This window comes from Aquimarina amphilecti (assembly GCF_900109375.1).
GTDB classification, from domain to species: domain Bacteria; phylum Bacteroidota; class Bacteroidia; order Flavobacteriales; family Flavobacteriaceae; genus Aquimarina; species Aquimarina amphilecti.
Window position 1 is genome coordinate 614,060 of the sequence record NZ_FOAB01000001.1, and the last position, 12,029, is coordinate 626,088.

A 12,029-nucleotide genomic window follows, 5' to 3' on the forward strand; every position below is an offset into this window, starting at 1 on the left:
TTGTAAAACTAACGACAAGCTTTTGGAATTCAGCAAAAACTTATTATTCTTTTTTAGTGCCTTAGGTGCTTTTAATGGACTTTTTTTAAGTCTTTATTTTGGGTTTTTGATTAAAAATAGGAGTAGAGCAACTCATTTTCTAGCCGCTCTTTTATTTGTGATTAGCGTACGAGTTACTAAATCTGTTTTCCTGACTTTTTATCCTGGCACTTCTTCTATATTTGTTAGTATTGGATTAACAGCTTGTTTTTTAATTGGTCCATTTTTATATCTATATACAAGAATAGCTTTAAATCCACACAAAGTGTATAAATGGAATTGGTTATTTCATATCATTCCTGTACTAATTTTTATGACTATTATTAGTATTGAGTATCCATATAGAGAATATAAGTATCTATGGTGGCGTAGTCCTCCTAGAATTTTTGGAACATTACTCTTCGCTCAATGGTCCATCTATACAATCGCTGCTGTTTATCAGGCAAGAAATACGTTTTCAACACTCTGGAGTAAGACAAAAAAGATAACTACATTGGATTTCTGGATTATTAATATCGTTACAGGAGGATTCATTATATGGTTGGCGTATAATACCACAACATATACTTCATATATTGTAGGAGCTTTGTCCTTTTCGTTTACGTTTTATATCACTTTAATTATTTGGATTATAAAACGCAGAAAAAGTACACTTACATTTCTTACACCTACAGTAAAATATGCTAATAAAAAGATAGATCAAGTAAAGGCTTCTTCGATTTCGGATAAATTAGATACACTTTTTATAAAGGAAGAAATACACCGTAATCCTAATTTAAAACTATCCGATGTTGCCAATGAGTTGGATATCAAACCTCATGAACTTTCTCAATATCTGAATGACAATTTGGGATTAAGCTTTTCTAATTATATCAATACTCATCGGATTGTTACTGCTACAGAGTTAATTAAGACCAATACATTACTTACGCTAGAAGCTATAGGAAATGAGTGCGGATTTAAATCAAATTCTACATTTTATGCAGCCTTCAAAAAACAAGAAGGAATGACTCCGTCACAGTTTAAAAAATCCTTTTGATAATAATCTTATTTTCTTCGAAATTATAAATCCGAAGAAGTTAAACATCCATTTTCACGTAGTTTTTTAAAGTATCTCATAGTTTAGTATTTATAATGAATCATTAAAAAACGAACAATGAAAAACTTATGCGTACTTGTGCTATGTCTTATCGGTGTGGAAATGGCAATCGCTCAATCAGACAAGGATCAAATTACCGAAACTCTTTTAAATTATATAGAAGGAACGGCTAATGGATCTCCAGAAAGAATAAAAAAAGCATTTCATAAAGATCTAAATTTATATGCTATTTCTAACGATACCTTAAGTGTTACATCAGGAAAAAAATATATAACATATTTTAAAAAAGGTCAAAAGCGAGATAGGGTAGGGAAGATTGTTTCTATTGATGTGGTGAACAATGCAGCAGTGGCCAAAGTAGAAATTGATGTACCTACCAGAAAACGATTATATACGGATTATATGATGTTACTAAAGGTAAAAGATACCTGGAAGATTATTCATAAATCATATACTTTCGTAAATTATTAGATCTAAAGGCTCTTTATAACAGTAGGGAGCCTTTTTATTTTAATTATATCATTCTAAGTAGTTGTATAAAACAATGTTAAAAACAAATAATCGAATATTTATTCGCTTATTATGTGTACTTTTGCATTGTGAGAGTGAAAGATGAAACAAAACGATTGGCCATTATAGCAAACACTTTGGATATTGTTTTCGAAAAAGGTTTTGCTGGTGTTAAGATGTCTACCTTAGCAAAAAAGGTAGGTATTTCTGTTTCTACACTCTATGTTTATTATAAAAACAAAGAAGATCTAATAGGTTCTATTGCCACAGAAATAATCCAACGACAAACTAAAAATAGTGTTCAGGAGATAACGGAGGATTTACCCTTTAAGCTAAAGTTAAAAACGATGTGGTTATATTGGATAAACTTCAGTATTAACCATAGTAAAGAGATGAATTTTATAACGATGGTAAAAAAATCTCCTTATTATGATAATGTACCTAAGTCGGTTAAAGATACTAAGAGCAGATTGGGGATAGATTTATTCGAGTTAGGAAAGAAGGAGGGGTTAATCAGAGATGTAGATAATGAAACTTTAGAAGCGGTTACTGCAGCTATTTTGTTAGAAACCGTTAATCTGATACTAAACAAGCGACTAGGACTTAATGAAAAAGACATGGATATGATGTTCTCATTTGCATGGAATGCGATAAAAAGCTAATTTTTTTGATTTAAAAAAGAATATTTATTCGATTATAACATAGTGTAATGAAAAGTAAAATTTATAAATATCTAAAACGAATGATAGCAGGAATAGGAATTCTCATAGGAGTCGTAATTATAATAGCAACTCTATTTATTAATTTGAGCCCACAATTTGGAGGCAAAGCAACTAAGGAGCAGCAAAGTAATTATGCTACTTCTAAAAACTATAAAGATGGTACGTTTATAAATACTAATAAAGTAAAACTAGATATGAGTCTAATCGATATGGGAAAAAGCTTGATTGGATATTTAAAATCTCAGCCAAATACAGTTCCAAAGAACGGCTTGCCTGTGAAAGAAGTAGATTCTTTAGATATCGTAGAGTTTAAAAAAGAATCTAGTCTTATCTGGTTTGGACATTCATCATTCTTGCTGCAGATACAAAATAAAAACATATTGATTGACCCAATGCTAGGAGAAGTTCCTGCGCCACATCCTATGTTAGGTGGCAAACGTTTTAGTAAAAGTCTACCAATAGAAATTGAAAAAATGCCTAAAATTGATGCTGTATTGATCTCGCACGATCATTATGACCATCTAGATTATGGTTCTATCCAAAAATTAAAAGGAAAAGTAAAAATGTTTTATACACCATTAGGAGTAGGAGTTCATCTACAAAAATGGGGTATAGAAAAAAATAGAATTGTCGAATTAGATTGGTGGGAAGAAACTAGTTTCGAAGGATTAAACTTCATATGTACGCCTGCTCAGCATTTTTCTGGTAGAGGTCTTAGCGATAGAACAAAAACTTTATGGAGTTCTTGGGTTATACAATCAGATAGCGAAAACATCTTTTTTAGTGGTGATAGTGGATATGCAGATCATTTTAAGCAAATCGGCGAAAAATATGGACCATTTGATTTTGCTATGATAGAATGTGGCCAATACAATGAGATGTGGTCCGATATTCATATGTTTCCAGAAGAAACTGCGCAAGCAGGATTAGATGTAAGAGCAAAAGTAATAATGCCAATTCATTGGGGAGGCTTTAAATTGGCCTTACATACCTGGAAAGACCCTATAGAACGTGTAAACAAAAAAGCAAAAGAGCTAAATATAGATATGGTAACACCCTTAATTGGAGAAGCTATCTTTTTAAAAACTGCTGCCGCCTACAGTAATAATAGTTGGTGGAAGGATTATGAATAAATCGAATGTTCTAAACGGAAATCTTTTTAGCATACTCCATAAAACTAGTTTCAAAACGTTTTAATTTAGGATGCATAGTTTCTGAGTATAATACATACTGACATTTTTTAATACCACGTGTTATAGAAAGAAGTGCTGTATATGGTGTGTTTCCTGTTAAAAACTCAGCATCATCAATACTAAATATTTTGAGCTGTGAAACACTTAATCCATTGGATAAAAGCAACTTATTTAGCACACTAGGTGTGGAGATAAGAATGTCTAGACCTTCGAATATTTCTGATTTTAGAAGATCAATATGTAAATCTTCGTGACTTAGATACACTCGCAATGAGTTATGTTTAGTGTACTTTAGAAACAAATCATATAACTCTACAGCTTTCTCTTTGTTTTTTACCAGCACTATAGCTCTCGGCGCATTTCCCTCAGCGATGCATTTTAGTTTTTGCAAAGTGGTAAGAATAAGCGTGGTAGTCTTGCCAATATCTTTTGGTCCATTACAGAATACGTTAGCACCACTTTTTATAACTGGAATAGCTTTATTCTGAAAAGGAGTAGGGGATACGATTTCTAAAGATGTTAGTTTTTCTTGGATATCAGCGTGTAATTTTTTGAAAGGCATATAAGTAGTGATAACATTAATATAATCGTGCGGCAAATATACTATCTACAAACTAATAAATTATACTGTATTGTTCAGTAATAATATAATGATATCGTGATGAGATGAATTCTTCTGGTTTTGAATCAATAAGTGATGATCATTGTTTTTTATGTATAGTGTCTGCTAATAATTGTGGTTGGACAAGTGTTTTCTAAAGTATTGTTAGGAGAATAAATGAGTATACTAGTATATTTTAAAACTAAAATATTAGTTCAAACTAAATATTTAGTTATATTTGTTTCAAATTCAATTTTATGAAACGTATTCTATTAACCATTGTCTTATTATTATTTGGCTTATTGGTAAAAGCTCAAAGCACGAAATACTTCAAACACTTGATTTTTCGTGAAACACCTTATTCAAAAACAGAGGGTAGAATACCACTAACAGAAGAGGAAGCCCAAAAGGGAAATCATTTTAAACTGGATTACGATTCATTAAATAGATTAATATTAGTTGAATATATATATTCCAAAAATCTTATTGATATAAATAGAAGCGGTATTCTTGATGGAAAAAGAGCATTGGCTCCAAAAACTAAAATAGTCTACACTAAGAATACAGAAACAAGACTATTTTTTGATGTTGATAATCAACCTACTAGAAATGGAATGGGAGTATTTAAGGAAGTGTATTCATATAATAAAAAGGGGCAAAGAATTGATTTAAAATTCTATGATAACAATGATAAACCTATAAATAACAGTTGGAACATTTATAATTATACCTGGAAACATATTAAAAACAATTCTGTATTAGAAAAAAGAAAAGATGTAAATGGCGCAAGTGTATCTATGCGGCCATATTATAAGTTTTATAATGTACTATATAAATTTAATAAAAATCGGATTTTATTATCAATGAAAAACGTTGATAATAACATGAAACTAATAAATGATGATACAGGGATTGCCATCGATAAAGCTATATATGATAAAGATAATAACTTGGTGAGTTTTAAATTTTTTAATGCTGAAAACAAAGCCGTTGTAGGTTCTTTTTTAGGAACAGCTGGAGGTTTTGCAACATATGATAAAAATGGAAATTGCTTAAAATATGCTACCGTTGGTTTAGATGGGAATTATATGATTAATAAAAGGAGTAATGATGCATATTCAAGATATAAATTTGATAGTATTGGTAATTTGATCAAACGCAGTAATTATGATGTTAATAGTAGAATACTGAAGAAAAGGGGAGTTACAAGTGTAGAATACATTTATAATACAAAGAATCCTGCACAACTTATGAAAACTGAACTATATCATACAAAACCCAATGTAATTACTGAAGATTCAATTCTACTAAATTTTAATAAAAAAATTGAAAAAGAAAAATTAATCGAAGATTTTAATCAGTTATTAGAAGCATTAAAAGAACATCCATCACAATTTCAATTTACAGAAAATACCTCCTATCAGAAACTTGTAAAAACTCAGCGAGATAAATTAAAAGATTCTATGACGATTAAAGAGTTTTATCAAATAGCATCTCCAATTGTTACAAGCTTAGGCTGCCTACATACGCGCCTAGTGGATAATCGATTTTTTAGAACAGCTCGAAAATATTGGTTGCCGTTAATTATGTGGTTTGAAGATGAAAAAATGTACGCAGTAAATAATCGTGTCGAAAATATTGAAATGAATGCAGGTTCTGAAATATTAGAAATCAACGGAGTTTCATCAAGTGATATATATAACACATTAAAAACGACAATTTCTGCTGATGCTTTTAATCAAAACTTTTATAGAGGAGATCTAAATGTCAACTTTTTATATTATTACCATAGTTACTATGGCTTTGATTCTGAATACACAATAAAATTTAAACCTTATAATTCCGAAAAAATAATTACTACATCATTTCGTATTGATGAGCCTTCTCCTAATTATAAGGAAGAAATTAATAATAAACCAAGATTAAGTATAGAGATTAAAAAAGAAAAGAAAACTGCTATAATCAAGATTAAGAATTTCGGCTATTTTCCCAGAGGTAAACAAAATATCGATTTTTTTAAAGAGACTATAGATGGCTATATGCAAAAAATAAAAGATGAAAATATAAGTAAAGTCGCGTTTGATTTAAGAGGAAACAGAGGAGGAAATCCAGAATGTACTAAGCATGTAATATCCTATATTATTGATAAAGAAATTAATTTCTACGAAGATAATAACTTAAATAAAAGACGAAATAGGGCAATAACTATACAACCTAAAATAATTAATAACATTAATAAAACTAATGTATATATGTTAGTAAACGGTCGTAGTGCATCTGCAACAGCACAAATGTTAGCAGTTGTAAAGCATAATGAGCTAGCCAACATAATAGGAGAAGAAACAGGAAGTACATATAGTACGCATCCTGGAGGAATAGTTCCTTCTTTAAAAAACACAGAACTTTCTCTGTCATTAGGAACGCAAAGAGAATCGGTTAACATTCCTAAATTAGTATTGGACAAAGGTATACAACCAGATAAAAAAATAACAATGAAATTAGATGATATATTAAACCAGAATGACTTGTTGTTGAACTATGTTTTCAATGATTAAATTTGTTTAATACAATACAGATCAACAGGAGCATTAGTTTATTTAATTCTATTGTTTATTATAGAATTTATCTAACGAAATGTTCTTAAAAAAAATGAGATTATAGAAATCAATCCTGTTATAATACTATTTAAAAAGGATTTTATCCTATTTGATCTTTTTTCATTTTTTTAGATTTTCATTTTTAGATAATATTACGAGTATAAATCAATAGCTCACATAGTTACTGCTTAGGTTCTAGAAGGGAGCGTATAGATAGAAAATAATCGATTTAAGATCCAAAGTATATTATTTTTATCTTACTAGTCATATTAAAACCTTTGATGAACTCTATTAAATTTAATAAAACAGATTATCAACTTTTAGCGGTCTATTTTTTAGTCTACTGGGGTTGGAATGGTTTTGGTCATTTTTATGACACGAATACATTTTCTTATACAGAATATTTTATTGGTATCCCTTTAAGAATCATTCAGATGATTGTATTGCTATGGTTTATTAAATGGGTCATAGAAACTTTCTTAATTAAGTTTAAAAGTTATATTGGTTTATTTGGAATTGGTATATCAGGTTTGTCGGCTATTGGTTTTTTTTTCTTCTTGTTAAATAAATACTATATCCCATTTGGTTACATAAAATGGGCAGAATTACCATCCGTTGGAAAAACTATTCTTTTTAATGTTGAAGATTCTATTATTAATGTTTCTATTCCGTTAGTATTAGTATTCGGTAAAAAATATTATGATTATCGCGAAGATCAACTCAACCGAATTAATTTACAAAAAGAGCTAGAGTTAAAAGTGTTACGAGCGCAATATGATCCACATTTTTTATACAATAACCTCAATACTATTGATGCTCTGGTGGATTATTCTTCTAAAGAAACCATAAAAAAATATATTTCGAATTTAGCAGCCCTTTATCGCTACCTCATTCATACAAAAGACGAAGAAGTTGTTTTACTTGAAGAAGAATTATCGCTTATCAATAAGTACTTTTTTTTGATAGAAACCCGCTTTGAAGGTGATTACAGTTTTGAAATTTTGAGAAATACTTCTCATAAAAATAAATACATATTAAATGGTGCTTTATTAACGTCTGTTGAAAATATAATAAAACATAATGCGGTGGATAATGAAATCATAATTACGACACAAATTCATATCGAAAAGGATAAAATTAGAATTGAGAACAATAAATCAAATACAGACAACATAAAAGAATCATTAGGTACTGGTTTAAGGAATTTAAAAAAACGCCACGAATTATTAGGAGATAAAACCATAGAGATAATAGAGGATGAACAAAAGTTTATTTTAGAAATACCTTTACTTAATGTAATAGATTAATACGGAAAATTATAATGACTATTTTAATTATAGAAGATGAAAAACCCGCTTATAAAAAGCTGTTAAATTATTTAGCAAATTATCTAGGTGATAGGTTTACACATACATATGTGCGTTCAGTAAATGAGGGAATTGAAGTGTTAACAGGCTCTAACACTTTTGATCTCATTTTTGCTGATATTAAAATATTGAAAGGAACCTCTTTTGATATTTTTAGTCAAGTAACTTTTTCGACACCAATCATTTTTTGTACTGCTTATAATGAACATTTATTTAAGGCTTTTCAGACAAATGGAATTGCTTATGTATTAAAACCTTATTCTCAAGAAGAATTAAATGAAGCAATAAAAAAGTTTGAAATACTTTTTGATACAAAACCTTATAATAAGGACATTTTTAACGATTTTAAATTATTACTAGAAAGTAAGGATAATGTATATAAAAAGCGATTTGCTGTAAAGAAGAAAGATGATATTAAGCTTATTGATGTTGAGACGATATGTTTTATCGAGGTGTTTGGGGATTTGTGCAAATTATATGATACTAAAGGCATGTTTCATACCATTTCTAAGAATCTAGGAGCCGTATATAATGAATTAAACCCCAATCAATTTTTTAAAATTAACCGAAGTCAAATTGTGAATATTAATTTTATAGAAAGTATTTCACCTCACAGTAAAAATAGATTGTATCTTAAAATAAGTACTATAAAAGATTTAGTAATAACCAGTACATCTACGACTAAAGCATTTAGGATATGGTTAGAACATTAATAATTAATCGTCATTTTATCCCTTTCCATTCTATCATTATATAGCTTCACCTTTTTTCTGTTTTTTCATGCTCAGTAATGCTGCAATTTAGTACCACAACTAAAATGTACATCAATGAAAACGTATTTTACAATCACTCTAATTTTATTTCCTTTAATAATTTTTGGACAGGACAAACCCATTGGTCAAATTCCATTTGCAATAAATGAAGATGGCAATATGACAATAACTTTGAAAATCAACAATTCGGATGTTTCAAATTTTATTTTAGATACGGGTTCTTCAGTTACTGCTATAGACAAGACAATAGTTGAACAATTAAATTTAGCATTGCAAGAAGAAGGTGCAAAAATCATAGGAACTTCAGGCGTTAATAATGATGTTAAAAAAACTCAAAAACAACACATTTCTTTAAACAATAAAATAGAACTAAAAGATATAGAATTGTATGTCACAGACTTATCTCGTTTAGGCAAAATCAATGGTCTTATAGGTTTTGATTTATTTAAAGAGTATGTAACTAAAACTAATTTTGATACAAAAATAATTAGCTTTTATAAGCGTAAAGGTAAACCAGATACCAAAGGCTACACAGCTATAAATTTTTCAGAATCTTTTTGTACCCCAGAAATAAAAATCTCTTTATCGCTCCCTAATGATGAATCATTTTCGGGAAAGGTACTTTTTGACACTGGTAATGCTGCCGAGCCATTTAGTTTCAACTCACCATTTGTACATAACCATAAGCTTACTAAAAAATTCAAAAAACTCATAACTACTGATTCTAGAGGAATTGATGCCGTTTATAAAAAGGCCGAGAATGGTGTTATTCCATTTATTAAGATTAAAAAATTTAAGTTATCAGAAATTCCTATTTCGCTTTCAAACGCTCAACAAGGAATGTCATCTAAAGAGGCTTATATGGGTAATCTTGGACTAAAATATATAAGTAAATTCAATTTTATACTGGACTACAACAAGAAGAAAATCTATTTAAAACCAAATAAATCATTTGATGATGCTTTTAATTTTCCACTAAGTGGAATTCGTCTAGAAGAAAAGGAAGAAGGGGTTTTTATCAGGTTAATTTCTAAACCTAGTATGGCCTATGATAAAGGTTTAAGAGCTGGTCAGCAACTAATTTCTATTGACGGTATTAAGGAAAAAGACAAACAATTTTATCAAAAAGCATTGCTTGGTAAAGACAAAGTGGTGTCCATAACTGTGCAATTAGAAGATGGCACATTAAAGACAGTACAAATTTTATTGAAACGATTGATTTAATTTTATAGACCAGAATATGAGTTGCCGTTTATTACTTCTATGTGCTCTTTAAAAAGGTAACGGAATACTTTTTATGTCACAAGCCTGTGCTGAGCGTAGCCGAAGTGTAGGAGGTAAGCATCAGTTGTAAAATGGAATTAGTTATTTTATAATCTTGCTAAAACTTCTAATTTTTCAAATACAATAACTTTATACATAGCGCTTACAGGTACTTTTTTTTCTTCAATTAATAAATTGGTTTTAGTGGCTTTTGAAACTCTGTTTAAATTGGCAATGTATGATTTATGTGTGCGTTGAAAATCTGTAGATAATAAAGTAGTGATATTAATTAGTGTCTCAGAAATAAGATACATTCTAGAATCGGTAAAGATTTTTAAATAATTTCCAAAACTCTGAATGTATAGAATTGATGTAAATGAAATATTAACTGGTACACCATCATGTTTTATTTGAAGTTCTTCATTCGGACTATTCTTTTTAGGGGCTGTTATTTTCGATGCCGAAACTTTATTTATAGCTTTCAAAAAGCGTTCAAGCTTTATGGGTTTAAGTAAATAATCTACAACTCCATAATTATAACTTTCTAATGCATACTCGGAATAAGCGGTAGTTAAAATCACTTTAGGTGGTTTTAATAGAGAACGCAAAATTTCCATCCCAGTAAGTTCGGGCATTTTTATATCAAGAAAAATAAGATCAACGTCATTTTGTTGAATGAAATTGATAAATTCAAGAGGATTCCCAGTATTAACTACAATATCAAAATTCTCAATTTTAGAGCAATATTCTTCTAGTACATTACGAGCTAATAATTCATCATCTACAATTCCTATTTTTATCATATTACACAGTTAGATTAATAGTTAAATTTACGTGATAATCATTTGCTTTATCAACAATATCCAATGTGTGAGCATTAGGGTACAATAAACCCAAACGTCTTCTTACATTTTCAAGCCCTAGGCCATTTCTATTTGATGCTGGAATCATCGTAGGCTTTGAATTAACCACATTAAAATGTAGCGCAGTGTTTTTTATAGTAACAGAAATATCAATTTTACTTTGTTCATTAGTGCTTTGTGCACCGTGTTTAATAGCATTTTCAACAAAAGGGATTAATAACATTGGTGAAATTTTTAATCCAAAAAGATCACCTTCGATCAAAAACTCAATAGTACATCGTTTACTGAGCCTTTTTTCTTCAAGCAACAGGTAATTTTCTATAAACTCAAGTTCTTCTTTTAATAGAACCACTTCTTTTTTAGAACTTTCCAATTGATAACGCATTAATTCTGAAAGCTGCATAACAAGATCAGGAGTTTCTGGAGATTGTTGTCTAGAAAGTGAATAAATACTATTCAATGAGTTAAATAAGAAATGCGGATTCACTTGCTCTTTTAAATAGATAAGTTCCATCTCTCTTTGTAATTTTTCTTTCTCAACATTTTCTCTTTGGATGATCATATTTCTTCTTAAAAAAAAGGCAGCCATACCAGTACCTGTGGTATAAAAATGAAATAAAAAAGTTTTAGTAACACCAGGCCAGCTGTTGTTTGCAAAAGCTTCTATATAGGCAATAAAAAATATACTCCCAATAACTAAGAGTACATATATAAAATATCTTTTCTTATCAAAAAAATAAGGAATAAGAATAAAATGATTTATCCAAATAGCTGCCATAATATTAATGGCATATTTAAGTGCCCATAAAAAAAAAGAAAAAGGCGAATCATATCGATCTATGATCATCCATCCACTTAGTAATTCAAGGATGAGCACCAATACAAAAGCTCCTATGTTAAGGAGTATTGTACGCTGAAAAGACTTTTTAATCATAAACTCATTTAATAGCTAATAAAGATACTATCTATAAATGCTTATCGTCCTAATTTCTTTATAAAATG

Annotated in this window: 11 protein-coding genes; 8 read left to right on the plus strand and 3 right to left on the minus strand. The window is 29.4% G+C overall.

Annotated elements, in window-relative coordinates:
* Window positions 1-22: 22 nt before the first annotated feature.
* The 4 genes from BMY33_RS02735 to BMY33_RS02750 all read left to right on the plus strand — a co-directional run bounded on the left by BMY33_RS02735 (window position 23) and on the right by BMY33_RS02750 (window position 3,503).
* Complete coding sequence (locus tag BMY33_RS02735) at window positions 23-1,078, plus strand: helix-turn-helix domain-containing protein (RefSeq protein ID WP_170836983.1); 1,056 nt, start codon at window positions 23-25, stop codon at window positions 1,076-1,078.
* Between the two features lie 117 nt (window positions 1,079-1,195).
* On the plus strand, window positions 1,196-1,609 hold the full coding sequence (locus tag BMY33_RS02740) for a nuclear transport factor 2 family protein (RefSeq protein WP_091405222.1): 414 nt from the start codon (window positions 1,196-1,198) through the stop codon (window positions 1,607-1,609).
* 128 nt (window positions 1,610-1,737) lie between these two features.
* Complete coding sequence (locus BMY33_RS02745; protein ID WP_170836984.1) at window positions 1,738-2,310, plus strand: TetR/AcrR family transcriptional regulator; 573 nt, start codon at window positions 1,738-1,740, stop codon at window positions 2,308-2,310.
* A 47-nt stretch (window positions 2,311-2,357) separates the two neighbouring features.
* On the plus strand, window positions 2,358-3,503 hold the full coding sequence (locus BMY33_RS02750; RefSeq protein ID WP_244542964.1) for an MBL fold metallo-hydrolase: 1,146 nt from the start codon (window positions 2,358-2,360) through the stop codon (window positions 3,501-3,503).
* Window positions 3,504-3,513: 10 nt separating this feature from the next.
* Here the strand turns inward: BMY33_RS02750 and BMY33_RS02755 are convergent, their stop codons facing one another.
* On the minus strand, window positions 3,514-4,125 hold the full coding sequence (locus tag BMY33_RS02755; RefSeq protein ID WP_091405228.1) for a DEAD/DEAH box helicase: 612 nt from the start codon (window positions 4,123-4,125) through the stop codon (window positions 3,514-3,516).
* Between the two features lie 296 nt (window positions 4,126-4,421).
* Between BMY33_RS02755 and BMY33_RS02760 the strand changes: the two genes are divergently transcribed.
* The 4 genes from BMY33_RS02760 to BMY33_RS02775 all read left to right on the plus strand — a co-directional run bounded on the left by BMY33_RS02760 (window position 4,422) and on the right by BMY33_RS02775 (window position 10,125).
* Window positions 4,422-6,719: a S41 family peptidase gene (locus BMY33_RS02760; RefSeq protein ID WP_091405230.1), complete on the plus strand. Its 2,298-nt coding sequence runs from the start codon at window positions 4,422-4,424 to the stop codon at window positions 6,717-6,719.
* A gap of 323 nt (window positions 6,720-7,042) precedes the next feature.
* The gene (locus tag BMY33_RS02765; RefSeq protein WP_091405233.1) at window positions 7,043-8,068 is read left to right on the plus strand and encodes a histidine kinase; all 1,026 of its coding nucleotides are present in this window, start codon (window positions 7,043-7,045) and stop codon (window positions 8,066-8,068) included.
* Window positions 8,069-8,082: 14 nt separating this feature from the next.
* The gene (locus tag BMY33_RS02770) at window positions 8,083-8,841 is read left to right on the plus strand and encodes a LytR/AlgR family response regulator transcription factor (protein WP_091405236.1); all 759 of its coding nucleotides are present in this window, start codon (window positions 8,083-8,085) and stop codon (window positions 8,839-8,841) included.
* Between the two features lie 114 nt (window positions 8,842-8,955).
* Complete coding sequence (locus BMY33_RS02775; RefSeq protein ID WP_091405238.1) at window positions 8,956-10,125, plus strand: aspartyl protease family protein; 1,170 nt, start codon at window positions 8,956-8,958, stop codon at window positions 10,123-10,125.
* A gap of 146 nt (window positions 10,126-10,271) precedes the next feature.
* Here the strand turns inward: BMY33_RS02775 and BMY33_RS02780 are convergent, their stop codons facing one another.
* Both BMY33_RS02780 and BMY33_RS02785 read right to left on the minus strand, forming a co-directional pair.
* Window positions 10,272-10,967 (minus strand): LytR/AlgR family response regulator transcription factor, encoded by a 696-nt coding sequence (locus tag BMY33_RS02780; RefSeq protein WP_091405241.1) that lies wholly within the window; start codon window positions 10,965-10,967, stop codon window positions 10,272-10,274.
* A gap of 1 nt (window position 10,968) precedes the next feature.
* Window positions 10,969-11,961: a sensor histidine kinase gene (locus BMY33_RS02785; protein WP_091405244.1), complete on the minus strand. Its 993-nt coding sequence runs from the start codon at window positions 11,959-11,961 to the stop codon at window positions 10,969-10,971.
* Window positions 11,962-12,029: the final 68 nt, after the last annotated feature.

Bases quoted from the DNA above. Each gene is read 5' to 3' on its own strand.
- BMY33_RS02740 (WP_091405222.1), top strand. From the start codon at position 1,196: ATGAAAAACTTATGCGTACTTGTGCTATGTCTTATCGGTGTGGAAATG.
- BMY33_RS02750 (WP_244542964.1), top strand. From the start codon at position 2,358: ATGAAAAGTAAAATTTATAAATATCTAAAACGAATGATAGCAGGAATA.
- BMY33_RS02755 (WP_091405228.1), bottom strand. From the start codon at position 4,125: ATGCCTTTCAAAAAATTACACGCTGATATCCAAGAAAAACTAACATCT.
- BMY33_RS02760 (WP_091405230.1), top strand. From the start codon at position 4,422: ATGAAACGTATTCTATTAACCATTGTCTTATTATTATTTGGCTTATTG.
- BMY33_RS02765 (WP_091405233.1), top strand. From the start codon at position 7,043: ATGAACTCTATTAAATTTAATAAAACAGATTATCAACTTTTAGCGGTC.
- BMY33_RS02770 (WP_091405236.1), top strand. From the start codon at position 8,083: ATGACTATTTTAATTATAGAAGATGAAAAACCCGCTTATAAAAAGCTG.
- BMY33_RS02775 (WP_091405238.1), top strand. From the start codon at position 8,956: ATGAAAACGTATTTTACAATCACTCTAATTTTATTTCCTTTAATAATT.
- BMY33_RS02780 (WP_091405241.1), bottom strand. From the start codon at position 10,967: ATGATAAAAATAGGAATTGTAGATGATGAATTATTAGCTCGTAATGTA.
- BMY33_RS02785 (WP_091405244.1), bottom strand. From the start codon at position 11,961: ATGATTAAAAAGTCTTTTCAGCGTACAATACTCCTTAACATAGGAGCT.